We start from the raw sequence: 25,310 nt of genomic DNA, 5'->3' as shown, positions 1-25,310 counted from the left end.
CGCGGCACGGAGAGGGTGGTAGTGCGGTGGCCTACGACGACATGGGGTTTCCGGTCTCAGTGTCGGGTCCGGCACGGCGCGTGGTGTCGCTGGTCCCTTCCTTGACCGAGGCGATCGCCCACACCCGACGGGAGGCGCTGGTCGGCGCGACAGACTGGTGCACCCATCCCGCCGGTCTCGATGTGGCGCGGGTCCGCGGCACGAAGAACCCGAATCGGGCGGCGATCGCCGCGCTCCGCCCCGACCTGGTCATCGCGAACAAGGAGGAGAACCGGGAACTGGACGTGCGCATACTGCGCGCCGCAGGCATCCCGGTGTGGGTGACGGTCATCCAGACCGTGCCGCAAGCACTGGACTCGCTGACGCGGCTGTTCACCGAAGCCTTGTGCTGGCCGCTGCCCGACTGGCTGGTAGAGGCGCGCCGCCTGTGGTCGCACCCGCTTCCCCCGGTACGGGCCCGGGTGGCGATCCCCGTGTGGCGCGACCCGTGGATGGTGGTGGGGTCGGCGACGTTCACGGGGGACCTGGCACGGCGCTTGGGGCTCGCCAACGTGTTCGCCGACCATCCCGAGCGCTATCCGAAAGTGGCGCTCGCCGACATCGACCGGGACGATGTGGACCTGGTCGTCCTCCCCGACGAACCCTACGCCTTCACCCCGCAGGACGGGCCGGAAGCGTTCCGCTGTGCTCCCACCGTGCTGGTCAGCGGCCGGCTGCTCACCTGGTACGGGCCGTCACTGCTGCACGCCAAAGAAGGGCTGGCTGCGCTCGTCCAGTAACCGGTGCCCGCTAGGCGCCACCGGGACACGCCGCACGACCGCGGCCGGTCAGGGTCAGTCGAGGGCGCCTGCGGCACGCGCCAGGTTGACCGCCTGCACCCGGTTGGTTGCGCCAAGCTTGCGCATCGCGCTCTTCAGATACGACTTCACCGTGTTCGGCAGCAGCCCCAGCGCCTCGGCGACCTCGTCGTTCGTGCACCCCCTGGCGACCTCTGCCAGCACCTCCCGTTCCCGCGGAGACAACCGGACCGCTGCCACGGCTGGGGCAGGGGACCGGTCCGCTGACGGGACACGGCCCGCCAGCAGCCGGGTGCGGCGGCACACGTCGACGAGACGGCGCCGGATCCCTTCGTCTTGGACGGTGGCGGCGATCTGCGACAGCTCAGCCACCAGTTCGTGCACTTCCGCGGAGTGGAGGGCTGGCGGGGCGGCAGCCAGTCTGCGCCGCACTTCTTCCTCAACGGCGAGGTCCCGCTCCACGAGCTGCACGACACGGGCCACCGATTCCAAGAGCCGGTCTCCGAAGTCCACCGAGCTGCGGCTCGCCACGTACAGCACAGCGCGGGGCGCCCCGTCGACGACCACGGGTGCTGCGGCGATCGACCGCAAGTGTTCTGGAGCAACAGCGTGGTCGTAGACGTGCGTGATCTCCTCAGCGGCAAAGTAGTCGTCCACGACCCACGGGCGGGCGAGTGCGAGCGCCCGACCGCCGAGCCCGGCACCGGCCTGGACCCGAAGGCGAAGGAGCGACGTCGTCCGGGCTCCGTCGAGCTGCTCGATCACGAACCCCCGGCCGTCCCGGGAGACCGGGCCGCCGAAAGCGACGGGAAGACCAGTGTCACGGCGCAGCGCACGCAGTGCGCGGGCCAGCAGGGGAGCGGGGTTCGGGGAATACGGGCCGGGAGGGATCGTCATAGGCCACACCCCCGGGGTCGACATATGAGTGACGCAGACCACGTTACCCCATTTCGGGGGTAGTGACCCAGTTCACTTCGAGGTCAGGATGTCCCCCGCAAGAGGCCGTACCGGCGCCCACAGGGCTGGGAGGCCGCTACTGCCGTGGACAGCACCATGAACCGACCTCGAGGGGGAGACGTGACCGACGGTTCCGCAACCGAGAACTATCGTCGCGCCCGCGACACCCTGCTGGGACTGTCCGGAGACCACCGCACCGCGGTGGAGACGTTCCGCTGGCCTGACCTGGGCCCCCGGTTCAACTGGGCGATCGACTGGTTCGACGTCTACGCGCGGGACAACGACACCACGGCGCTGTGGATCGTCGAAGAGGACGGCAGCGAAGCGAAGTACAGCTTCGCTGAGATGGTCCACCGCTCCGACCAGGTAGCCGCTTGGCTGGCAGAGCAGGGGGTGCGGCGCGGCGACCGGGTGATGGTCATGCTCGGCAACCAGGTGGAACTGTGGGAGACGATGCTCGCCGTGATGAAGCTCGGCGCGGTGATCCTCCCGGCCACCACCGCCCTGGGCCCGGCCGACCTGGCTGACCGGATCGAGCGCGGCGGCGCCAAACATGTGGTGACCTCTGCCGCGAACACCGCGAAGTTTGCCGAAGTGCCCGGCGACTACGGCAGGATCGTCGTGGACGGCGACGTCCCGGGCTGGGCCGACTACCGCGCTGCCGCCACGATCGCTGAACCGAAGATCGCACACCCGGAGACCGCCCCGGACGACCCGCTGCTGCTGTACTTCACTTCCGGTACTACGAGCCGCCCCAAACTCGTCCAGCACACCCAAGCCTCGTATCCCCTCGGCCACTTGACGACCATGTACTGGATCGGGGTGCGCCCCGGCGACATCCACCTCAACATCAGCTCGCCGGGCTGGGCGAAACACGCGTGGAGCTGCTTCTTCACTCCCTGGATCGCCGAAGCCACCGTGTTCGTCTACAACTACTCCCGGTTCGACGCTGCGGCGCTGCTCGCGCACATCCGCCGCGCCGGGGTCACCACGTTCTGCGCACCGCCGACCGTGTGGCGGATGCTCATCAACGCGGACCTCTCCGGCGGCCCCGGCGCGCTGCGGGAGATCGTCGCCGCAGGTGAGCCCCTCAACCCCGAGGTGATCGACCAAGTGCGCCGAGCCTGGGGCCTGACCTTGCGCGACGGATTCGGGCAGACCGAGATGACCGCTGTCGTGGGGAACACCCCGGGCTCCCCGGTCAAACCCGGGTCGATGGGCCGCCCGCTCCCCGGCTGCCCGGTCGTGCTGATCGATCCCCGCAGCGGACAGCCCGCCGAGGAAGGCGAGATCTGCCTCGACCTGTCGGCCCGTCCGGTGATGCTCATGCGCGGCTACCAGGACGACCCGGAGCGCAACGCGGAGGCGATGGAAGGCGGCTGGTACCACACGGGCGACATCGCCCGGAGGGACGCTGACGGGTACATCACCTACATTGGGCGCACCGACGACGTGTTCAAAGCCTCCGACTACAGATCAGCCCGTTCGAGCTGGAGAGCGTGCTCATCGAGCATCCAGCGGTGGCGGAGGCCGCGGTGGTGCCCGCCCCTGACCCGGTGCGGCTGGCAGTGCCCAAAGCGTACGTGGCGCTGGCCCCCGGATACGAGCCGACACGGGAGACAGCGCTGTCGATCCTGCGGTATGCCCGGGAGAATCTCGCACCTTTTCAGCGGGTGCGGCGGCTGGAGTTTGCCGAGTTGCCGAAAACGATCTCGGGCAAGATCCGCCGAGTGGAATTGCGGCAGCAGGAGCAGGAACGTGCTGAGGGCACGGGACAGGCGAGTCAGGAGTGGCGCGACGACGAGTTTCCGGAACTGCGCCGTTCGTAATAGTCCGAGGTGAGGCCGGGGCCGCAGGCTCCGGCCTTTTTGCGGTTCCTGTGGGTGTTCTCCCGGTGCAGCGGGACGGGTGCCGCGCCGGTCGGTCGGTTCGGGGCAGTGCGTCCGCGACGGCAAAAGTGGTCTAGTTCACGGATCGCAGTGCGGGATTTGCGGTGGCGAAGGCCCCAGATGTGCCTTCCTGGCAAGAAAGTGGACAAGAAAGAAAAAGGTCACCTGCGTGGGGCCGTGATCCGGCGATCCCGTTGTTTCTCCTCGTCAGAACAGATGTCACGACAAATATGAGAATGATTGCTTAGGTTGTAATGTTCCAATTGATGGGATGATGTGATGACCTGACTGAGACGAAAAAATTCGTATTACGCATAACGGCGCCATATGTCATTGCTGCTGATCAGTTCCATGATTTGGAGTTATCGAGACTGATTTAACCGTAAACAATAGAGAATTCTCGTTTAGGAGCTTTAGGGACGTCCATCGCTCGGCTATGCTGCCGCAGTGGCGGTGAGGCGTCCCAAAGGTGAAACGCCATGGGATCGGGTTCAGATCCCCAGACGCGATTTCATGACAATCAATACACATCTTTGATCTCTGGAGGATGGTGGCGTCAACCGTTGCTGATCCCCCCTATCCCCACATTTCAGTGACGTGCCTGAACGCGAACCATAATGACTGATCAGAAAACTGCTCGCACTCACACGGGCGCAACGCCGCTGGGCGTTCTTCTCCTGCTGGCCGCCGTCCTCATCATGGCCGCGGGATGGACCTGGACAGCGTGGAGCGCCCCCTCAACCATCCTGCTGCCCGTCTTGCTCACGGGCGGGGCTTCCATCATCCTGCTGGTCGCCTTCGGGGTGGTCATGTACTACCAATCCGCACGGGCCGCGCGGGCGACCGACCGTGCCGACCGGATCACCGCCGACGCCCAGCGGCTCGTCGGCGAAGCCCTTCCCACCGTGGTGCAGCGGGTGCGCTCAGGAGCGTCCGCAGCCACCGCGCTCGACGGCGTCAACGAGACCGTCGACTCCGTCCACCGCACCGTGCTGGAAACCGTGGCCACCGAAATCGCGCGCAGCGAACGCCAGCGCGCTGCCGCCATGGCGGCCTGCGCCACCGCGGCCGGACGAGTCCAAGCCATCACCACCGCGATGGCCGCCGACCTGCGGGAAATGCAGCAACGCTACGGCAACGACACCCCCGCGGGAGACATCCTTGGCGACCTCATGCACCTGGACCACAGCACTGCCCAGGCTGGACGGGTCGCCGACAGCATCGCGGTGCTCACCGGGGCCCGCAGCGGACGACGCTGGACCCGCCCCATTCCCATGGAGAGCATCCTCCGCGGCGCCATGGCCCGTATCGGCGACTACAAGCGCGTGCGCTGCCACTCGACCTCCACCCTCGCCGTGATCGGATACGCGGCTGAAGGAGTCATCCACGCCCTCGCGGAACTCCTCGACAACGCCGCGAAATTCTCCCCGCCCTCCTCCACGGTCCACGTCTACGTGGAAGAGGTGCAGGCAGGAGTCACGATCACCGTCGAAGACAGCGGCCTGGTCATGAGCGAAGAAGCGCTGCGCCGCGCCCGCGAAGCCGTCAGCAACGGGGGAGACCTCACCAACCTCTCCGGCAGCCGGCTCGGCCTCGCCGTCGTCGGCGCCCTCGCCCGCCGCTACGGCCTGTCCGTCTCCTACCGGCCCTCCTCCCGAGGCGGCACCGCGGCAGTCATGCTCGTCCCGCAGCGCATCCTCAAAACCGCGCCGCAGCCCTCCGCGGCCAGTGCACCGCCAGCCGCGCCCCAACGGCAGCCGCGCACCCCAGCCCCGCAGACCGCCCCCTCCGGCCGGACCGCAACCACCGAACCCGTTGCGCAGGCCGCCATCCGCAACGCCAGCGGCCTCCCGGTACGCCGCCGCGGTCAAACCCTCGCCGCAGCCCAGCGGCGACAGCAGGCCCCGAAGCCGCCCGCCCGCCGCACGCCGACCACGTCGGCAGAGGGCTTCGGAGCGTTCCGTGCCGCGGTACGCAAGACGACCCCTAACCGGACTCAGGAGGACGAATCCTGATGGATCTCGCCAAGCTTAGTTGGCTCTTGGAAAATCTCCTGGAACGCACCCCCGGAGCCCGCCACGCTCTCGTGCTCTCCCGGGACGGCCTCAAGCTGTGCCACACCTCCGGGCTCAGCACCGACCAGGCAGACCACCTCGCGGCCATCGCCGCCGGAATGCAGAGCCTCGCGCACGGTGCGTCTATGGAGTTCGGTGACGGGGCCGGTGGAGTCCGCCAAGCCATGGCCGAGTTCTACGGCGGACTGCTGTTCATCATCGAAGCAGGCGCTGGAGCCCACCTCGCCGTCATCGCCGCCGAGGACGCCGATCCCGGGTTGACCGGGCACAACATGAACGAGCTCGTCGAACAGATCGGCGAACACCTCAGCGTCGGAGTCCGTACCGCTGAACCCCTGTCTGGTAGAGCATGAGCAGAGCCATCGACCGGGAGGGACCCGATCGCTTCTACGTCATCACCTCCGGACGCAGCCGCGGTGGGGACGAGGCACTCGACTCGGTGACGCTCATCGTCACCGAGTCCGACCCGACGCCCGGAATGCAGTCGGAACACGCTCGCATCCTGCAGATGTGCCGACGTCCTATGGCGGTTGTGGAGATCGCCGCCCGGCTCGAACTGCCTGTCACCGTGGTGCGCATCCTGCTGACCGACTTGCTCGACGCAGGGTACGTCACAGCCCGCCACCCCGTTACTACGGGTTCCGCGACAGTCCCCGTTTCCCCGGCCGTGCTGGAGAAGGTTCTCGTTGCACTCCACAACCTCTGAATCCACAGTGCTGCCCGCCACAGCCGCACACGGGTTGAAAATCGTCGTCGTCGGCGGATTCGGCGTCGGCAAGACCACCCTGGTGCGCGCGGTCAGCGAAATCCGTCCGCTCAACACCGAGGAGACGATGACCCAGGCAGGAGCCGGGGTGGACAGTCTCCACGGAATCCCCAACAAGTCCACGACAACCGTGGCCTTCGACTTCGGCCGCATCACCGTCGACGACACGTTCGTGCTCTACCTGTTCGGCGCCCCCGGCCAAGAGCGCTTCTGGTTCCTGTGGGACCGGCTGTTCACCGGGGCGCTCGGCGCAGTCGTCCTCGTCGACGCCCGCCGACTCGAAGACTCCTGGTACTCCATCGACCGGCTGGAGGCGCAAGGCACTCCCTTCGTCGTCGCCCACAACAACTTCGGGTCCTCCTACACCCTGGACCAGATCCGCGGGGCACTCGACCTGGACCCCTCAGTCCCCCTCCTGGAATGCGACGCCCGGGAACGAGAGTCCGCCAAACAGGTGCTGGTCACCCTGGTCCGACATGTGATGACGACCATCGCGGGGGAGGCCCTCCGATGAACGCCCAACGCGGCATACCGAGCAGCCACCAGAACGCTTTCCGCCTGTACGGTCCCCAGTTCCAGAACAAGCCCGCCGAACTGTACCGGCAGATGCGCACCGACTACGGGCCGGTGGCCCCCGTCCTCCTCGACGGGGACATCCCCGCCTGGCTCGTCATCGGCTACCGGGAAGTCACCCACGTCCTCAACCACCCTGAAACGTTCGCCCGCAGCTCCCGGCGGTGGAATGCGTGGGACCTGGTGCCGGAGAACTGGCCGCTCTACCCGATGGTCACGCGCACCCCCAACATCCTCTACTCCGAAGGAGAAGAACACCGTCGCAGGGCTACGGCCATCAGCGACGCGCTATCCGGGGCAGACCAGCACGAAGTCCGCCAGTACGCGGTCCAGGCTGCCGACCGGCTGATCGACGGGTTCTGCGCTGCCTCACGAGCCGACCTGCGCGCCGACTACGCTTCCCGGCTGCCCGCCATCGTGCTGGGCCGGCTGTACGGCCTCGACCAGAAGCACGCCGAAGTGCTCGCCGAGGCCATGACCACCATGATCGACAGCGGCCCTGACGCGGTGAAAGCCCAGCAGTTCCTCCTGCAGACCATGGGCACGCTCGTCGCGGAGCGGCGGAAACAGCCCGGCCCCGACGTGGTCAGCCGACTCGTCCACCACCCCGCCAAGCTCCGCGACGAAGAACTCATCCCTGACCTCGTAGTGATCCTGGGCGGCGGCCACCAGCCGACCACCGAATGGCTCGGCAACACCCTGCGCTTGATGCTCACCGACGACCGGTTCGCCGCTTCCCTCACCGGGGCCCGCAGCAGTGTGCGCGAAGCCCTCAACGAGGTGCTGTGGGAAGACACCCCGACGCAGATCTACCTGGGCCGCTACGCCGCCCACGACGTCGAACTGGGCGGCCAGCTGATCCGCCGCGGCGACCTGGTCCTCCTCGGGCTCGCGGGAGCCAACAGCGACCCGCAGATCAACCCTGGGCCGGAATGCCGGATGAGCCAGGGAAACCAGGCCTACCTGTCGTTCTCCCACGGAGAACACCGCTGCCCCTATCCCGCCCCAGAACTTGCCGAAATCATCGTCACCGCGGGCATCGAAGTCCTCCTCGACCGGTTGCCCGACGTGGAACTCGCTGTCCCGGTTGACGAACTGCGCTGGCGTCCCTCCCCCTGGATGCGCGGCCTCGTCGCGCTTCCAGTGGTCTTTACCCCCGTTCCCCCCATTGGAGGTCAGTGATGGCTTCGCCTACCGACAATCCGATTGTCCTCGATCCCTACGTCTCCGATCTGGAAGGTGAACGGGAACGCCTCTACGAGGCCGGACCGATCGCCTGGGTTGAACTGCCCGGTGGGGTGCGGACCTGGTCCGTCACCCACCACCAGGCTGCCCGCGAACTCCTCACCGACTCCCGCCTGTCGAAAAACATGGCGCACTGGGGCGCCTACAACCGCGGCGAGATCTCCCCGACCTGGCCGCTGCTGAGCGTCATCCCGCCCACCCCCACCAACCTGCTGGGCACGGACGGCGCTGAACACAAACGCCTGCGCACCCTGACCGCCCAGGCGTTCACCCCCCGCCGCGTAGAGAAACTCCGGCCCCGCATCCGCGAGATCACCGAAGAACTCCTCGACGCCCTCGAAGAACGCGCCAACGAACCCCAGGACCTGAAGAGCGAGTTCTCCTTCAAACTGCCGATGCGGGTCATCGGCGAGCTGTACGGGGTGGAAGAAGCAGCCCACGGGCAGCTGCGCAGCCTCTACGACAAGTTCTTCAGCTCCGTGACCCCGCCCGAAGAGTTCCTCGCCACCCGGGAAGCCCTCGTCCAGTTCTACACCGAACTGATGGAGCGGAAGAAAGCCAACCCCGGCGACGACCTCACCACCGCTCTCCTGCAAGCCAACGAGAACGGCGACCGGATGACGGACGAGGAAGTCCTCGGCACGCTCCAGATCGTCGTGGCCGCCGGGCACGAGACCACAGTCAACCTGCTCACAAACACGGTGCGCGCCCTGCTGCGCTTCCCCGACCAGCTTGAACTCCTGCGCACCGGCAAGGCCACCTGGGAGGCGGCGATCGAAGAATCGCTGCGCTGGGACCCGCCCACCACCAACTTCATCTTCCGCTTCGCCACCGAAGACATCGAATACGGCGGGGTGACCATCGCCAAGGGCGACTCGGTGATGATCTCCTACGGCGCGATCGGCCGCGACCGCGGCCAGCACGGCGACAACCCTGAAGTCTTCGACGTCACCCGGAAGACCAGCAGCCGCCACATCTCCTTCGGCTACGGCCCTCACGTGTGCCCCGGCGCCCCCCTGGCCCGCCTCGAAGCGCAGGTCGCCCTGCCCATGCTGTTCGAACGCTACCCCGACATGAAGCTCGCCGTGGACGACTCGGAGCTCGTCCCCAACCCGTCGGTGATCGTCAACAGCCTTAAAGAATTCCCGGTCATCCTGCGCCCGTAGTTCCCCCGTAAAACCGGGGCGGGAGGGCAGCCGTCCCTGCGGCACGGCCCTCCTGCCCCGACCCTTTCCCACCTACGCCATGCGGGCGGCCGGCACCGGCGGACGCTCCTCCTGCGGGGCGCGAGGCTCGGGCAGTCCAGCCTCGGCACGGACCGACCGCCCCAGCTCTTCCACCATCTTCAACGCGTCCAACAGGTCGTTCTCCGAAACCGAGAACGGCAGGTTGTGGATCGTCTCCTCCGGGGCGAGCGCCGCCTCCACCACCATGCGGAGCACTTCGTCGTCCACGTGGCCCAGGCCTGCCTCCGTCAACGTGGTCGGCAGTCCGAGCCGCGCGGTGAACTCGATGAACTCGCGGATCTCCTCGGCTGCCGCCGCCTCCAAGATGAGCTGGGTGATCGACCCGATGTTCACCTTCTCGCCGTGCATGAGGTGGTGGGTGTGGGGCACGACCGTCAACCCGTCGTGGACCGAGTGCGCCGCCGCCAAGCCTCCCGACTCGAACCCGAGACCGGACAGCAGCGTGTTCGCCTCCACCACCGCCTCCACGGCGGGGGTGACCAGGTTGCTCCGCACCGCCTCGACCGCTGGCAGCGCGTTCTCCCACAACAGGTCCCACGACAGTTTGGCCAACGCGATCCCGGTGTGCGTCGCCATTCCCCCGGCGAGCGTGGGGCCGTTCGCCCGCTGCACGGCGCGCGCTTCGATCCACGTGGCGAGCGCATCCCCGATACCCGAGACCAGGAACCGTGCCGGAGCGTTGGCGACGAGCTGCGTATCCACGAGGACAAGGTCGGGGTTGCGCGAGTAGAACCGGTAGGTTTCGAAGACGCCTTCCTCGCTGTAGACGACCGACAGCGCCGAAGTGGGGGCGTCCGTGGACGCCACCGTCGGCACGCTCACCCACCGGATCCCCGCGTTGTCCCCGGCAGCCTTGGCAGTGTCGATCGTCGAACCGCCGCCGAGACCGATGATCACGTCGCAGCCGCGGTCAGAGAGCACGTCGGCGACCCGCCGCGCCTCAGCGGCGGTGGGGATCCCGCCGAACTCTTCGAACCGCACCGCGAGCCCCGCCTGCCGGAACGACTCGGTCACCGTGGCCTCCGTCAACTGCCGGACCACGGGATCAGCCAGGATCAGCGGCACGGACCCGATCGCTGCGACATAGGTGCCGAGATCCGCGAGAACCCCCCGCCCCTGCACATACCGCCCCGGGGCGAGCAGCGACCGCGTCGTCGGCATCGTGGTTGTCTTCGCCATGGTTCCCCTCGTTCGTCTCTGACGGTGTGGGAAACCGCTCTACCCACATTCGCGGTCGCGCTTCTCCAGCAGCAGCGAGTTTTGCTGTCGCCTGGGACGGCCCGCGCACAGCTCACTGCGGACGGGGGCGCAGCTCCCACGGCCGAGGCCAGTAGCGACGGTTCGGGTCGCGTCGCGGCAGTTTCGCCTTAGGCGCAGTGCGCAGCGTGTGGACCAGTTCAGACACTGAAGCAGCACACACCAGGACAGCCAGGCCGATGCCTTGATAGGGAGGTTTGAGGACGGCTGTTACCTCCGGGATGCCGGCATCGTCGTGGAGTACACAGATCTCGTAGTGAGGGAACTCCGCCCGGGCGCGGCGCAGCTCTTCGGAGGGGATGAGCTGGTACACGGTCACTAACCTTCGACGAGGGACGCCGTAGGAAGGGCGTGCTGGCGATGATGGCTGGGATGCCTTCCGCGACGGTGCGGAGGCGAGTGTCCCCCAGCACCGGTGCGCGGTTCGCGGAGGACAGGAGACAGACCAGCCACTGCTGGAAACGGGAAAGGTGGCCCGCGTTTTCAGCAGTAGAAGGTCGTCTGCGATCACCAGAGCACCTGCGGGGGAGAGCAGCCCGCGGTCCGGATTGATCGGTGCAACGTGCCCGATCCCCGTCGAGGATGGTGTCCCTGACAGGTCCGGAGTGCTCAGGCGACAAGAAGGCACACGGAAGCGGCACGTCATTCCGGGGTACCGGGAGAAGGAAAGAGAATCGGCGCTTACCGGGCCTACCCAAACTCTATCCTGAGCCGCGCCAAAAAATGACGGACTTCCGGAGTTCGAGGGAGAAATCTCACGAAAGACGCCAGAGAGGACACTGTTTGGCGGATCGGGGAGAAAACCGGCCCCTCACCGCAGCGGGCAGTCGAGCACGCTGCAACGTGGGCCAGCCGACTCCTGTCCCGGAAGGATCGGGAAGGATACGATGGCTCGGTCAAGACACTGCCCTGCCGCGCCGCACGCCCGGCCAGCGGGAGGGAGCAGAAGCGTTTCCGACCAACCGGTGCCGCCCGCGCCGACCCGGCCGCCCCCACGGCACCGGGACCCGCGTGGGACAACGATCCGATTCGGACCATGTGATGGCTGAGGCAACAACAGACAAACGGCAGGGCCACACCCGGGGACGGACCGGCAACGATCGGCGTACCCAGATCATCAAGGTCGCCACCGAACTCTTCCGCGAAAAGGGCTACTACGCCACGTCCCTGGACGACATTGCGGACCGCATCGGATTCACCAAACCGGCCATCTACTACTACTTCAAAAGCAAAGAAGACGTGCTGTTCGCGATCGTGAACAGCATCGTGGACGAGGCCCTGGAACGATTCCACGCCATTGCGGCCGGTCCCGGCAGCCCCGGGGAACGCATCCACGCCCTCCTCGTTGAGCACACCCGCACCATCCTGCGGAACCTCGACGCCAACACGGTCTTCTACAACGAGCGCGGTCTCCTCTCCCCCGAACGGGAACGGGAGATGCGCAAACGGGAACGCGAATACACCGAGATCATGCAGCGCCTCTACGCCGAAGGCGTGGCCACCGGGGAACTGCTCGACGTCGACCCAACCGTCGCCACGGCGACCCTGCTCGGCGCCGCGATCTGGACATACCGCTGGTACGACCCCGAAGGCCGACTCTCCGCCGACGAAGTCGTCGAACAGATCACGCGGCTGCTCCTCAACGGCTACCGCCGCCCCGCCTGAGCGGCCCGGCATTGCCGATCCAGAACCGGAACCGGGAAACCTCCCCGCCCCGGAAGAAAACCCGAGGATACTGACCCCATCCCCGTGGTAGGGGAGAGGTGGGCTGCGGGAAGGACGCACATCCGGACCCGGTGCCGGCCCGCGCCCAGCGGCGCTGCACCACCGGGGCCCGGACCACCACGGAACGGGCTGCCTCCCCCGTACGGCTGGCCGCAGCAGGCCCGCCACCCGGCCGCCCCTTCCAGAACAACCACCAGCACAGTCCGCACCGAATCCGCGCCCATCCCGACACAGGGAAGATGAGGGCGTTCCACACACGGGAGTGGGGAAAGCGGATGATCAGGCTCGACCGGTTAGTCAACGTCCTGGGACGCTTCGGAGTCCGGCTCTACTGCGACCCGCGGATGCGCCAGGCAGAACTGCGCAGCGTCGTCACCTACGATCCCACCGACCCTCGGCCGGTCGGCGGTGACGTCTTCCTCGCCGTGGGAGTGGCCAGCGTCGCCCACGCCGTCGACCTCGCGGCCGCAGCCAACGCCGTCGTCGTGCTGGTCCGCGCCGAAACACCCCCGGACAGCGACGTGCTGTCCCGGGCCCGCCACGAGGAGATCGCGATCGCCGTCCTCGACCCGGCCGTGTCGTGGAGCCAGCTCGCCGCGGTCGCCTACGGGCTCGTCCTGGAAGGCCAAGAAACCGAGGCGGGCCGCGGCCCCACCGACCTGTTCGCGCTCGCAGACACGATCGCCGGCGCCGTCGGCGGGCCGGTCACGGTCGAAGACGTCCTGTCCCGCGTCCTCGCCTACTCCAGCCTCCAAGAACACACCGACCGTGCCCGGGCCCGCACCATCCTGGGCCGGCGCGTCCCCGAACCCGTCCGGCTCGCCCTCGCGGAACGCGGCGTCTTCGCGCACCTCGCCGAATCCGACCAGCCGCTGTTCGTGCCACCCATGCCCGAACACGGGCTCAACGGGCGTGTCGTGGTCGCCGTCCGCGCCGGACGGGAACTCCTCGGCTCCATCTGGGTGGACGCCGAAGCACCCCTCCCCCCGGCGCGCGCCGCCGCTTTGGAAAGCGGGGCCCGCACCGTGGCCCTGCACTTGCTGCGCGCCCGCGCCAGCGCCGACCTGGAACGCCAAGTCGAATCCGACGGGGTGATCCAACTCCTCGAAGGCCGCGGCGATGCGCTGGTGACCGCCCAGCTCGGCCTGCCCGTCGGCCCGTTCCGGGTCGTGGCCCTGCAAGCACACGTCGGCGACGACCAGCACGCCGCAGCCCTGCTGGTGTTCGAACACGTCACCACCGGATTCGGGTGGGCACGTCCGGGACGCAGCGCCCTGTTCGGCACCACCGTCTACACGGTGCTCCCCGATACCGGCGTGGCCCGGGCCCGCGACTGGATCGCCGGAGTGGTCGCCGCCCTGCCGTCCGACGTGGAAGTGCACGCGGGGATCGGCGGACCCGCCGACATCGACCAGCTCACCGAAAGCCGCCAGGAAGCCGACGAAAGCCTGACCTTGCACGCCGCCCACCCGCGGGGGCGGATCGCAGTCAGCTACGACGACGACTGGGACGAGATCCTGCTGGGCCGGCTCCGCCGGGTCGCCGCCACCGGACGGATTCCTGCGGGCCACCCCGTGGCGCGCCTCGCCCGCCACGACCACGAGCACGGCACCCGCCACGTGGAGACACTCCGCGCCTGGTTCGACGCCCAAGGCGACCACCGGGCCGCCGCCGACCTGCTGGGCGTCCACCCCAACACGGTCCGCTACCGGATGCGCCGCATGGCCGAGATCGCCCGTGTCGACCTGGACTGCCCCCGCACCAACCTCGCGCTCGCGATCGCTCTCGCAGTAGAGGCCGACGGTCCTTTTGTTCTCCGCGAACAGTCCTGACTTGTGGATTTGTTCACACCGAATAGACCGCTCCGCGAGATTGTCCGCCATGCTCAGAGCAGAGGGAAGGTCTGTGGAGCTTTGTGGGGAGCGGCGATGAACCAGACACGAGACGGAGGCGCACCGCGCACCGCGGTGGTCATTGGGGCCGGAATGGTCGGCCTGTCGACCGCCTGGTTCCTGCAGGAGCGGGGCGTGGACGTGACCGTGGTCGACCGGGACAGCGTGGCGGCAGGCGCGTCATGGGGCAACGCGGGATGGATCTCCCCGGGACTGTCGATCCCGCTGCCTGAACCGTCCGTCCTGCGCTACGGACTGCGGTCGCTGCTGGACCGCAATGCCCCCCTCTACGTTCCGATCCGTGTCGACGTGGGCTTGTGGGGATTCCTGCTGCGGTTCGCCGCCCACTGCACCATGCGGGCGTGGCGCCGGTCCATGCAAGGGTTCATCCCCATCAACTCGCAGTGTTTGGACGCCTACGACCAGTTGGCGGAGAACGGCATCACCGTGCCGACAGTGGACGCGCCGATCACCGCGGCCTTCGAAAAACGCGCCCAAGCCGCGGACCTGCTGCGGGAGCTGCGGCTGATCCGCGACTCCGGCCAGGAGATCGGTTTCGCCGAGATGACCGGGGACGAGCTGCGGGAGCGGATGCCGCAAGTGTCGCAGCGGGTGGAACTCGCGATCCGGTTGGACGGGCAGCGCTACGTGGACCCGGGAGCGTACACGAAGGCGCTCGGCGAAGCCGTGGTGAAACGCGGCGGCACCCTCCGCGAAGGGTTCACCGTCACCGACATCCGGCCGGACTCCGGGGCGATCGCGGTCCGCTCGACGACAGGGGAGAGCGTGCGCGGCGACGTGGTGGTGCTGGCCGCCGGATCGTGGATCACCGGGCTCGCCCGCAAACTGGGGGTCCGCACCCGCGTGCAGGCGGGACGCGGATACTCGTTCACCGTGCCCACCGAGCAACCCGTGCCCGGCCCCCTGTACCTGCCCGCCGTGCGCGTAGCCTGCACCCCCTACCAGGGCAAACTGCGGGTCGCGGGCACGATGGAGTTCCGCGGGCCTGACGACCCTCTGGACCCGGGGCGGATCCGCGCGATCATCGCCTCGGCACGCCCGCTCATGGAAGGGATCTCCTGGGAGGACCGCACCGACGAATGGGTCGGCCCGCGCCCGGTCACCCCGGACGGGCTGCCGTTGATCGGAGCGACGAAAGCACCAGGCGTCTACGTTGCGGGAGGCCACGGTATGTGGGGGCTGACCCTCGGTCCGATCACCGGCCGTCTCCTCGCCGAACAGATCACCACCGGAAAGCGGCCGGAAGCACTGGCCGCATTCGACCCGCTGCGCTAACCCGGGCGCAGCAGCGACCACTCCCTGGTGGGGAGGGAGGAGGGGCCCGCCCCGGTTCCGGCACCGCGGAACCCGAGGCGGGCCCCTTTTTTACTCGCGTGCCCGGCAGGTGCCACGGCCCGCATTCCCCGTAGTCAGCGTTATGGTCCACCGGCCTCGGGACAAGAACGTCACCGGTGTGCTGTTTTTCCTGGTGGGTACCGGTTACCGGATCACACACGGACAGCACACCGGGAAGAGGAGATCGTGATGCGGACTGCCGGTGCTGGCGGAGCCGTGGAACAGGGACGCCCCCTCAGTGCGGGGCCACGACGGTCGTCCACCCTGGGCACGGTCGTGTTCTGGGCCTCGCTGGGGATTTCGCTTGTCCTCACCCTCAGCTTCGTGGTGGGAGCGCTTGCGCCGCTCGTTCCGTTTCTCGTTTTTCTTCCCGCGATCGTCGCCACGGTCGGCACACTGCAGCAGACCGCCATCATCGCCGGGTGGACCTACCTTGTCGCTTTCATGGTGTACGCCTCGCGGGACGGGATCTCCGGCCAAGAACTGTACGGGCTCGTGCTCGCCGCAGTCCTGGCGGTGCTGAGCATCGCAGCGAGCTGGTACCGCATCCGCAGCGCCGAAGAAGAGTACCGGCGGCGCTCCCACGAAGAAGAAGTCCGCCAGCTGCGGTCGACCGTCGCCGAGCTCCAACGGCGGATCCTCCGCCCGCTGCCCGCACGGGTGTCCGGGCTCATCGTCGACGGCCACTACCGGCCCGTCGAAGAGAACCAGATGGTGGGCGGCGACATCTACGAAGTGGTCCGTACCCCTTTCGGGTTAAGGGTGATGATCGCCGACGTCCAAGGCAAAGGCCTGCCCGCGGTCGGCACCGCGTTCTCCGTCCTCGGCGCTTTCCGCAGCGCCGCCTACCACATCAAAGACCTCATCCAACTAGCGGATGTACTGGACACCTCAGTGGTGCGGTACAACATCTACGCCAAACAGGTCCAAGAGCCGGAACGGTTCGTCACCGCGCTCCTCCTCGACATCGACGACCAGGGCCGGGTGCGGGTCATCAACTGCGGCCACCTCCCGCCCTACGTGGTGTGCCCCCAGTACGCCGGTCCAGCAGTCCCGCACGACCCCAGCGCCCCGCTGGGCTTGGGCAGCCTCGTCCCCCAGGCCCGGGTCATCCAAGAGTTCTCCCTACCCCCGGAGGCGACCCTCCTGCTGTGCACGGACGGGGTCACCGAGGCACGCAACCGCGACGGGAAGTTCTACCCCTTGAAAGAACGCCTCCGCGGGTGGCGGAACGTGCCCGCGGAACAGCTCATCGAACGGATCGCCGCGGACCTGGGCGAGTTCACCGAGGAGGACTACCGCGACGATATGACCGTGCTGACCCTGTACCGGGAGCGGAGCGCCGCCCCCGTGGCAGAGCCGCCCCGGCAGGCCGCCCGCTGACCTGTCAACCCCGGCCGCCGGTCAGGTGGCGGGCAGGGCAGCGGCCAGCGCGATCACCCCCACCGAGGCCACCACGCTGGTGATCGCCATCACCCGGGCGAAGACTGGGTATCCCCGCGAACTCGCTTCGCCGTGCAGTGCCGCCGCCACCATCACCAGAGCAAACAGCACGAGTTTGGCGGTCAGGATCTGCCCGTAGCCGGGCAGGAGCAGCGACTCCCATGTCACGCCCTTCCGCCACGCCAAGGCGACACCGGTGCCGATCTGCAACGGCAGGAAGAACGCCGCGGTAAGAATGCCGAACCGTCGGCCGACCGCGGTCAACAGGGTGGCGCGCCGTTCGTCGTCCAGGCTGCGCCGGGCCAGCGGCAACACCACCAGGGACACGGTGAGCTGCCCGCCCACCCACAGTGCAGCGCCGAGTACGTGGAGAAACCGCACCACTGTCCAGATCGTCAGCACCGTTTCACTCCGTGATCGTGAAGAAGCCGCGGGCCCCGTTCTCGGCATGCCGCATGTCATGGTCGACAAAGGGATAGGAGCCCGCTTCGGGGAACACTGTTTCGACAAAACCGCCTTGGGCGACCGCCAGGTCGAGCGCTTGCGCGCCCCCGGCGTCGCCACGGCGCACCAGGTAGGCACCCTCCTTGTAGACGGTGTCGAACTGGGCGCCGACGATGTGGAAAGACGTTCCGCTGGTGGGACCGGCCGCCACCACCCAGATCCGGACGCGCTCCCCGACCTCGGCGGTCAACGGCGCGTGGGCGTAGCCGGCGGCGACCCCGTTGAACACCCACGCGTCCGGCTCACCCGCCCGCATCCGGGCGACCTGGTCGGCGCTGCCCGGCTCGCCCAGGTACAGCTCTCCTTGGACCAGCAGGTATTCACGGTCGACCGGCTCAAGGTCGGGCGGGTCGATGATGACCGCGCCGTACATGCCGTTGCCGATGTGCTGCAGCATGGGCGAGGTCGAACAGTGGTACACCCAGGCACCGGCTTTCTCCGCGCGGAACCGGTAGGTGAGGCGCTCGCCCGGATTGATCGTGCGCATCGGCTCGTCCGGGGCGAGACTGCTGGCGTGGAAGTCGATGCCGTGGCCCATCGTGCCGTCGTTGACGAAGGTCACGGTGAACACGTCGCCGACCTTGCCGCGCAGCACAGGGCCGGGGACGTCGCCGCCGAACGTCCACACGCTCTGCCGCACCCCGGGGGCGACCTCCAGCTCGGTTTCGGTGACCCGGATCTCCACTTCGTGTTCGGTGCGGTCCGGCGCGGGCGGCAGGACAGCGTCGCGGGGCTGCCAGTCGTCGCTCATCTCCGCGGACAGGGGGAGCGGTGCGGGCGGACCGCTGTCCGCACCAGCGGGCGTGTCGGGGCTGTCAGCGCTGTCCGCAGTGTCAGTGGTGTCGATCCGCATCCGCATGCCCGCGGCGCTGTGCCCGAGCACAGTGCACCAGGCGTCGATGGGCTCGGTCACCGTGCCGACCTGCAGGGTGGCGCTGTCACCTGGCGCAAGCCGGGGCGTGCGGGCCCCGGTCTCCACCACCAAGTCGTGGACTTGAGTGTCCTCGTTGCGCACGCGGAGGACGAGGGAGTCGCCGGGCGCGACGGTGACGTGGGACGGGGAGACGGTCATGTCGCCCAGCACCACGTCGACGGTACGGACCTGGCCGGAGCCCGCGGGCACTTCGGAGGCGGGAGCGGTTCCGCTGCCCGCTATGCCGAGGGCAGCGGCGGTGAGCGCCGCACCCAGCGCGGTCCCTACCGCCCCGGGCGGGGGAGCCGTGCTGCTGTTCCGCACGGTGGGGATGATGATCGCCGCCGCGGCAGCGACGACGATGACGCCGAGCAGCAGGGACCACAGGAGGGTGTCGGCGTTCACTCTGTCTCCTTACGGGGCCGGAGTTCTGCGACACAGCGGTCGGGTTCCGCGAAGGGCCGCAGCCGCACCGCCTCCACGGGGGCGCCCAGTTCGGCGAGCACGCCGCGCATCATGCCCAGGTGGATGCCGCAGACGATGTCGGGGGCGGATTCGGCGAGTTCCCGGAACGGGCAGCGGTGCAGGTCGATGCCGGCTGCGCTGCGGCGGGGACGGAAACCGGCCTGGTCCAGCAGCGTGGCCACGGCGCGGATCGCGGTGTCGGCATCGACCCGCTCGCCCGCCTGCGGTGCATGCACCATGCGGCGGCCGTAGCTGCGGCCGGCGTCGATCGCGGCGGCGGCGTGGTCGGCCGCTGTTTCCGCGAGGTAGTCGACGAGCATTTCCGCGAGCAGCCGGTAGTTGCGCAGGGCAGCGGTCTCGTCTGTGACCGCGGAATAGAGCAGGCGGGGGCGGCCGGGCTGGTCGCGTTCCTCAGGGGCGCTGGTCACGTATCCGCGTTCCGCGAGGATCGCTAGATGGCCGCGGACAGTGTTGGCGTGGAGCCCTACACGCTGGGCGAGGTCCTGAACGGTGAGCGGACCTGGGGCACGGCGGAGGGCTTCCCAGACAGCCACCCGGCTCGGGTCCGCGAAGACCCGGTGTTCGCCGGGGTCGATGCCTGGAGTTCGCACGGTCCCGTCCTCACTTCCCACGCTCCCAGTGTAAATACGGTGATCGCCGTAAAAATTCGGGGGTGGTAGTGAAGCGTTTCCCCTGGTACGGCGGTGGGGCGTGCGCGTCGCGGCTGCTTTGCGGAAGAAACAACGGCCCTCACCGGCGGGACCGGCGGGGCCGTCACGACTGCTGGGCGTGCCCGCTACGTGCCCTGCTTGGGGATGATGCCGAGAATGCGTGCCGAGTCGGTGCGGTGGGAGACGGAGTCGTCGAAGGTGAACTCGGAGAACAGCTCCGTCGGTGAGCCGCCCCGGGCGTGGAACGGGAAACCGTAGTAGGTACCGTCCGCGTAGAGGACGTAGCGGTTGTTGTCGAAGTCCGTCCAGATGCGCTCGATCTTCTTCCCGGAGAGTGTGACGAGCTCTTCCACGTCGGAGACTTCGCCGTCCGGGGACAGTTTGAACGTCCGCAGCGTGGAGTGGTCGACCTCACCCCCCTGCCCGTCCTTCGGCAGGAGGCCGACGAAGTTCCCCGACGGCCCGGGGAGGAAATTCCGCGAGGCGACCCGGGTCCCGTCGGTGAGGAAGTGGAATTCTTGGGTGGCTGCCCCTCGAGGAGAGGTCAATATCTGGAGTTTGTTGTCCGTAGTGGCGGTGTAGGCGGCTTTAGGGATGAAAGAGCCTTCCGGACCTTTGAGGAGAAGAGCCCCTTCATACTCTTCGAGGGGAAGAGAATCGTGCGGCACCTCGCCCCGTTCCTCCGGGGGATTGTCGAGAGGAGCGTCAGTGGGCACCGCGAGTACCCGGTATTTCTCCTCCCCTTCGCGCCGTTCTTCGAACCACAATTCGCTGCCGTTCGGGGAGAACTGCGGGGACTGGTAGGAGACTTCGGCTTCGGATTCCTCGCTTCCGACGCCGTACACGTCCTCGGTCTCCGGCGCTGCTTCGTCCGGCGCGAGGACCGCGGTCACATGGTAGGAGCGGCTGTCGGCGTCCAGCTCGGCGAGCCGGATTTCTCCTTCCGAGGTCTCGTAGGCGGCGTGGCGGAAGTCCGCGGAGAACGCGAAGTCCGTGGTGTCCAGGAAGAACATGTAGTTCGCGGAGCGGTCCGTCAGTTCGGTGAGGTCGAGGAAGAGCTTCTGGACTCCGTCATCCACGTCGTGAAAGGTGAGGTAGACGGTCTTTCCCGACGAGCTCTCCGCCAGCCGGGCGAAACCGGACAGCGTCTCAGCAGTGACGCCCCGGTCCTCTGGCGTGGGTGGGGCGCTCGAGGTCCCGTCTCCGCCGCAGGCTGCCAGTGGGAGCAGGAGGGCGAGGAGTGCGGAAACCGGGGTCTGCGGAGACCGTCTGGTGTTCGTCACGGTTCGTCCTTCGGATCGTCCTGGGGGGAACAGGGCTCTCTCCGCGTTTCGGGCGTGGAAAGGTCGAGGCAGGAACGGACGATTGTGTCGTCTCTGCCGCCCGAGAACCGGGATTCCGGCGGGGAGATGCGGTTTTCTTGCCTGAAGAATAGCGGAATGATCACCAATAGGAAGAATTCGGGTAATCCCGGTCAGGGATCCCGTGGGTGAGCAGCGGTTATGCGACTGTGCCGCTGGCGCGGTTTCTGTGCGGAATCCGTAGAGGCCGAGATGGCGGTGGCGATCCGCGGTACTCTCGTATTTTTTTGACGTCCGAGGGCGGATAAGTTAAAGGAAATTTCACGCCGATGGCAGAACGAATACAGCGGACTTTACGGACAATCTGTGGAGTTTTCGAGGTCAGACCCTGGTGAGGGGACGGAATCCGAACAGAAATCGAAAAAACGGTATGCATACCGGAGTCCAGGATCCTCTTCCCCACCAGGAAAAAGGGGACCGCACCGCAGAATCCCGCTGGCGGGACGCCGAGGAGAGACCCCGCGAGACCGCCTGCGCCCGCAAGCTGGGAAGCACGCTCCCACGGCCCTAGGCCGCACCGTGCCCGGCGCGAACAACCGCGGGCACGCCCACTAGGTCTGACAACTGGCCTCGCACCCCATGGAAGCCGCGCGGGACGCATCCGGCCGGTGCAGCGCAGAAAAACTGCCCCTGGCACACGCCAGGGGCAGACATGCCGTGGCGGGGAACCGGGAGTCCCGGCTCCCCGCCGTCAAGCGCTACGCCCAGGGAGCAGCCGCCCCACGCGGTGCCCTCCCCGAAGCTCAGAACGGAGCGCCTCAGCAGTGATCGTGCTTGGGGCCCTTGCCCGGCTTCGGCTTGCCCGGTCCCGGCTTGGGGCTGTCCGCGCACCGGGCTTCCCGCAGCGTCTGCTGCAGCGCGAAGAAAGCGGGCTTGCGCTCGTACTTCTCCGTCATGATCGTCGCCGCGCCCTCGTCGGGGAAGAACACCGGCACCCAGGAGTACTTGTCCGTGAAGCCCCAGATCGTGAAGGAGTCGCAGCCTTCCACGGCCAGGCACGCTTCAAGCGCCTGCTGGTAGTAGTCGGCCTGCTGCTCCAACTGCTTCGGGGTCGGCTTGCCGCTGGCCGGCAGGTCCATGCGCACGTCCAGCTCGGTGATCGCCGTGGCCAGACCGAGCTCGTCGAACCGGCGCAGGTTCTGTTCCAGGTCGCCCGGGAAGCCGTAGCGGGTGCTCAGGTGCCCCTGGACGGAGAAGCCGTGGACCGGAACCCCGTCGTCGAGCAGCTCCTGGATGAGTTCGTAGTAGGCGTCGCTCTTCGGGTTGATGCCCTCCACGTTGTAGTCGTTGAAGAACAGCTCCGCGTTCGGGTCTGCCTCGTGCGCCCAGCGGAACGCGTCAGCGATGATGCCGGGGCCGAGCTCGCGGATCCAGATGTTCTCCTGAGTACGCAGGTTGCCCTGCTCGTCGAAGATCTCGTTGGCCACATCCCACTGGTGGATCCGTCCGGCGTAGCGGCCGACCACGGTGGTGATGTGGTCCCGCAGGATCTCGCGCAGCTCCTCAGGGGAGTAGTCGCCCTCTTCGAGCCACTCGGGGTTCTGGCTGTGCCACAGCAGGGTGTGACCGCGGACCTTCTGGTCGTTACGCTCCGCGAAGTCGACGATCTTGTCGGCCATGGCGAAGTCGTAGCGGTCCGGCTCAGGATGGATGTACTCCCACTTCATCTGGTTTTCCGGGGAGACTGAGCTGAACTGCTGAGCCAGGATGCTGCGGTATTTCCCGTCGTGGGTGAAGGGGTCGGGGTAGTCCTGCTCCAGGTGGTGGCCGCCGCCCGCGACCGCGCTGCCGATGTAGAAGCCGTCGGGGGCAGCCCAGCGCAGCCGCTCGGATTTCGCGTTGGAGTGGGGAGCGGGATGATGGTCGTGGACCGGTCCCGCGCTAGCGGGAACCACCATGAGGGGGAGAGACAGCACCGCAGTAGTGAGCGCGGCGGTGATGAGACGCACCGGTTTCATCAGACTCCCTAAGGTTGAGTCGTAATATTTTCCGAAAATTTCCGGAACATTGTGACGAAGGACACTAGAGGCAATGGGGCAGGTCGTCAACCACCGGGCGACGTCTCAGGTATGACCGCGGCCTTCTGCGCTCATACTTTGAAGGAGAGACAGAGGAAAAGGAGGACGCGTGGCCGAGACACCGAGCCGATCCGTGACGATCTCCGCAATCGCGGCAGAGGCGGGTGTGTCCGCGCCGACGGTCTCGCGCGTCCTCAACGGACGAGGCGATGTAGCACCCGAGACCCGCGAACGCATCGAAAACCTGCTCCGCCTCCGCGGATACCGCCGCAGGGGGAGCCGCGGCGACGGACAGCGCCGCGGCGAGCGGATCGGCCTCATCGACCTGGTCTTCAACGACCTGGACAGCCCGTGGGCAGTGGAGATCATCCGCGGAGTCGAGGATGCCGCGCACGGCATGGACAGCGGCATCGCCGTGTCCGCCATCCACCGCCAAGCCAGCTCCACCCGGAAATGGCTCCAAAACGTCCGCTCCCGGGCCAGCGACGGCGCGGTTCTCGTCACCACAGACCTGGACTCCGAACTCCGCTCCGAACTGGAAGAACTCCACATTCCGGTGGTGGTCATCGACCCGGTTGGACTCTCTGACCTCACGGTGCCCACGATCGGCTGCACGAACTGGGCAGGCGGACTCAGCGCCACGACGCACCTCATCGAGCTCGGCCACCGGCGGATCGGCTTCGTGGCCGGACGCCCCGAACTGTGGTGCAGCCGCGCCCGCCTCGACGGCTACCGGGCCGGCCTGGAAACAGCGGGAATCGAGGTGGACCCCGAGCTGATCGCTCCCGGGGAATTCAACTACGAATCCGGGTTCCGCGCCGGTGAACGCCTGTTTGACCTGGACGATCCGCCGACGGCGGTGTTCGCGGCCAGCGACCAGATGGCTCTCGGCGTCTACGAGGCGCTGCGCCAGCGTGGCCTCCGCGTCCCCGACGATGTCAGCGTGGTCGGCTTCGACGACCTGCCGCAGGCACGGTGGTCGTCCCCGCCGCTGACCACGGTGCGCCAGCCCCTCGACGACATGGGTCGACTCGCCGTGCGCACCCTGCGTCGACTCATGGACAGCGAGGAGATCGAAAGTCCTCGCGTTGAACTCGCTACTGAGCTCATCGTTCGAGACAGCACCGCTCCTTCGCCCACAGCAACCAAAAAATGACGCTACTTTATGTAAGGCTCCGTTGACTGTGCGGAGTCGATTTCTTTGGCGTCTCTTTACCTGCCCGGACGCAGAAAAGTCCGGGAGATTCCCGTGTGAGGTTTCCATCCATGCTCTGTGGGCAAACGAAGCGGTGGCACGGCTTACTCGGCGTGCTCTCCGTCTTGACCATCGGTTTAACCTGCGGCATTGCAGCTCCCGCGCATGCCAAGGCGACCGCCGACCTCGTCACCACCACGGGCAGGGCCGGGAAGACCGTCGCACTGACCTTCGATGACGGTCCCGACCCGGACAACACTCCGGCTCTGCTCGAAGTCCTGCACAAATACCAGGTCAAAGCCGTGTTCTGCCTGGTGGGTGACCAGGCACGCAACCACCCTGACCTGGTCCGCAGGATCGTGCTGCACGGCCACACACTGTGCAACCACTCGATGCACCACGACGACTTGGGCGACTGGTCAGCCGCGGACATCCGAGCTGACCTGCTCGAAGCCAGCAAAGCCATCCGCGAGGCAGTGCCCGGGGCACGCATCCCCTACTTCCGGGCTCCGTATGGCTCGTGGGGACAGAGCCCGCAGGTCGCCGCTGACCTGGGCATGCAGCCGTTGGGCTGGACGGTCGAAGTCGCTGACTGGGAGCAGCCTGGCACCAGCGAACTGGTGCGGCGGCTCAACGAGCAGCTCACCCCGGGGGCGGTGGTCCTGCTCCACGACGGGATCGGCGACCGCAGCCAGACCGTGCAAGCCGTGGACCAGGTGATCCCGCGGTGGCAGGCGCAGGACTGGATCTTCACACGTCCTGCCCGGCCGGTGCAGCCCAGCATGATCGTCCTGCGTCTGGGCTGATCCGGGGCTTGGGGACGGTGCCTATTGGCGGGGGGGGCGGGGGGGGGCGGGCCGCCACACTTCCACGCGATCTGCCCGCGGTGTCGGAAAAAGCGCCCTTTACGGAGGGTGTACACATATTTACATAAAAGCGTGGCGCCCTTTTGGGTTTCTAT

At 67.5% G+C, this 25,310-nt stretch carries 21 protein-coding genes and 1 pseudogene; 14 read left to right on the top strand and 8 right to left on the bottom strand.

Annotation, left to right across the window (positions count from 1 at the left end; all coding sequences use genetic code 11):
- Positions 1-26 precede the first annotated feature (26 nt).
- The gene (locus CW348_RS08650) at positions 27-779 is read left to right on the top strand and encodes a helical backbone metal receptor (protein WP_104612916.1); all 753 of its coding nucleotides are present in this window, start codon (positions 27-29) and stop codon (positions 777-779) included.
- A 54-nt stretch (positions 780-833) separates the two neighbouring features.
- Here CW348_RS08650 and CW348_RS08645 read toward each other — a convergent pair whose 3' ends face one another.
- Positions 834-1,694, bottom strand: a complete 861-nt coding sequence (locus CW348_RS08645) for a LuxR C-terminal-related transcriptional regulator (RefSeq protein WP_104612915.1) — start codon at positions 1,692-1,694, stop codon at positions 834-836.
- Between the two features lie 156 nt (positions 1,695-1,850).
- Here CW348_RS08645 and CW348_RS08640 point away from each other — a divergent pair.
- The 7 genes and pseudogenes from CW348_RS08640 (at position 1,851) to CW348_RS08610 (ending at position 9,468) form a co-directional block, all read left to right on the top strand.
- Positions 1,851-3,583 (top strand): annotated as a pseudogene (locus CW348_RS08640) (AMP-binding protein).
- A 677-nt stretch (positions 3,584-4,260) separates the two neighbouring features.
- The gene (locus tag CW348_RS08635; RefSeq protein ID WP_104612914.1) at positions 4,261-5,658 is read left to right on the top strand and encodes a sensor histidine kinase KdpD; all 1,398 of its coding nucleotides are present in this window, start codon (positions 4,261-4,263) and stop codon (positions 5,656-5,658) included.
- Complete coding sequence (locus CW348_RS08630; protein WP_011293229.1) at positions 5,658-6,071, top strand: roadblock/LC7 domain-containing protein; 414 nt, start codon at positions 5,658-5,660, stop codon at positions 6,069-6,071. The genes CW348_RS08635 and CW348_RS08630 overlap by 1 nt, the downstream gene beginning before the upstream one ends.
- On the top strand, positions 6,068-6,424 hold the full coding sequence (locus tag CW348_RS08625) for a DUF742 domain-containing protein (RefSeq protein WP_011293228.1): 357 nt from the start codon (positions 6,068-6,070) through the stop codon (positions 6,422-6,424). Before CW348_RS08630 ends, CW348_RS08625 begins: the two co-directional genes overlap by 4 nt.
- Positions 6,405-6,998 carry an ATP/GTP-binding protein gene (locus CW348_RS08620; protein WP_181140042.1) on the top strand — a complete coding sequence of 198 codons (594 nt, stop codon included), beginning with the start codon at positions 6,405-6,407 and terminating at the stop codon, positions 6,996-6,998. Before CW348_RS08625 ends, CW348_RS08620 begins: the two co-directional genes overlap by 20 nt.
- On the top strand, positions 6,995-8,239 hold the full coding sequence (locus CW348_RS08615) for a cytochrome P450 (RefSeq protein ID WP_011293226.1): 1,245 nt from the start codon (positions 6,995-6,997) through the stop codon (positions 8,237-8,239). Before CW348_RS08620 ends, CW348_RS08615 begins: the two co-directional genes overlap by 4 nt.
- Positions 8,239-9,468: a cytochrome P450 gene (locus CW348_RS08610; protein WP_016189313.1), complete on the top strand. Its 1,230-nt coding sequence runs from the start codon at positions 8,239-8,241 to the stop codon at positions 9,466-9,468. Before CW348_RS08615 ends, CW348_RS08610 begins: the two co-directional genes overlap by 1 nt.
- A 72-nt stretch (positions 9,469-9,540) precedes the next feature.
- On the opposite strand, the gene CW348_RS08605 is transcribed toward CW348_RS08610, so the two are convergent.
- Together CW348_RS08605 and CW348_RS08600 are read right to left on the bottom strand one after the other, a co-directional pair.
- On the bottom strand, positions 9,541-10,728 hold the full coding sequence (locus CW348_RS08605) for a glycerol dehydrogenase (protein WP_011293224.1): 1,188 nt from the start codon (positions 10,726-10,728) through the stop codon (positions 9,541-9,543).
- Between the two features lie 112 nt (positions 10,729-10,840).
- Positions 10,841-11,125 carry a hypothetical protein gene (locus CW348_RS08600; protein WP_038044176.1) on the bottom strand — a complete coding sequence of 95 codons (285 nt, stop codon included), beginning with the start codon at positions 11,123-11,125 and terminating at the stop codon, positions 10,841-10,843.
- A gap of 722 nt (positions 11,126-11,847) precedes the next feature.
- Here CW348_RS08600 and CW348_RS08595 point away from each other — a divergent pair.
- The 4 genes from CW348_RS08595 (at position 11,848) to CW348_RS08580 (ending at position 17,162) form a co-directional block, all read left to right on the top strand.
- Positions 11,848-12,471 (top strand): TetR/AcrR family transcriptional regulator, encoded by a 624-nt coding sequence (locus CW348_RS08595; RefSeq protein ID WP_016189310.1) that lies wholly within the window; start codon positions 11,848-11,850, stop codon positions 12,469-12,471.
- A gap of 335 nt (positions 12,472-12,806) precedes the next feature.
- Entirely contained in the window at positions 12,807-14,363 is a 1,557-nt protein-coding gene (locus CW348_RS08590) for a CdaR family transcriptional regulator (protein WP_041428153.1), read from the top strand.
- A 96-nt stretch (positions 14,364-14,459) separates the two neighbouring features.
- On the top strand, positions 14,460-15,719 hold the full coding sequence (locus CW348_RS08585) for an FAD-binding oxidoreductase (RefSeq protein WP_016189307.1): 1,260 nt from the start codon (positions 14,460-14,462) through the stop codon (positions 15,717-15,719).
- A 249-nt stretch (positions 15,720-15,968) separates the two neighbouring features.
- Entirely contained in the window at positions 15,969-17,162 is a 1,194-nt protein-coding gene (locus CW348_RS08580) for a PP2C family protein-serine/threonine phosphatase (protein WP_104612911.1), read from the top strand.
- Between the two features lie 21 nt (positions 17,163-17,183).
- On the opposite strand, the gene CW348_RS08575 is transcribed toward CW348_RS08580, so the two are convergent.
- The 5 genes from CW348_RS08575 to CW348_RS08555 all read right to left on the bottom strand — a co-directional run bounded on the left by CW348_RS08575 (position 17,184) and on the right by CW348_RS08555 (position 23,094).
- Positions 17,184-17,624, bottom strand: a complete 441-nt coding sequence (locus tag CW348_RS08575; RefSeq protein ID WP_011293218.1) for a hypothetical protein — start codon at positions 17,622-17,624, stop codon at positions 17,184-17,186.
- A gap of 4 nt (positions 17,625-17,628) precedes the next feature.
- The gene (locus tag CW348_RS08570) at positions 17,629-19,044 is read right to left on the bottom strand and encodes a multicopper oxidase domain-containing protein (protein ID WP_011293217.1); all 1,416 of its coding nucleotides are present in this window, start codon (positions 19,042-19,044) and stop codon (positions 17,629-17,631) included.
- The gene (locus CW348_RS08565) at positions 19,041-19,715 is read right to left on the bottom strand and encodes a metalloregulator ArsR/SmtB family transcription factor (RefSeq protein ID WP_011293216.1); all 675 of its coding nucleotides are present in this window, start codon (positions 19,713-19,715) and stop codon (positions 19,041-19,043) included. Before CW348_RS08565 ends, CW348_RS08570 begins: the two co-directional genes overlap by 4 nt.
- 185 nt (positions 19,716-19,900) lie before the next feature.
- Complete coding sequence (locus CW348_RS08560) at positions 19,901-21,058, bottom strand: hypothetical protein (protein ID WP_011293215.1); 1,158 nt, start codon at positions 21,056-21,058, stop codon at positions 19,901-19,903.
- 836 nt (positions 21,059-21,894) lie between these two features.
- On the bottom strand, positions 21,895-23,094 hold the full coding sequence (locus CW348_RS08555) for an endo-1,4-beta-xylanase (protein ID WP_011293214.1): 1,200 nt from the start codon (positions 23,092-23,094) through the stop codon (positions 21,895-21,897).
- 169 nt (positions 23,095-23,263) lie between these two features.
- On the opposite strand from CW348_RS08555, the gene CW348_RS08550 reads away from it, so the two are divergent.
- On the top strand, positions 23,264-24,310 hold the full coding sequence (locus CW348_RS08550; RefSeq protein ID WP_011293213.1) for a LacI family DNA-binding transcriptional regulator: 1,047 nt from the start codon (positions 23,264-23,266) through the stop codon (positions 24,308-24,310).
- 164 nt (positions 24,311-24,474) lie between these two features.
- On the top strand, positions 24,475-25,155 hold the full coding sequence (locus tag CW348_RS08545; RefSeq protein WP_227480935.1) for a polysaccharide deacetylase family protein: 681 nt from the start codon (positions 24,475-24,477) through the stop codon (positions 25,153-25,155).
- Positions 25,156-25,310: the final 155 nt, after the last annotated feature.

It is taken from the genome of Thermobifida sp. (assembly GCF_017577275.1).
In the GTDB taxonomy this organism is placed as follows: domain Bacteria; phylum Actinomycetota; class Actinomycetes; order Streptosporangiales; family Streptosporangiaceae; genus Thermobifida; species Thermobifida fusca.
Note: the sequence above shows the minus strand (reverse complement) of the source record. Positions and strands in the feature narration are given on the sequence as shown.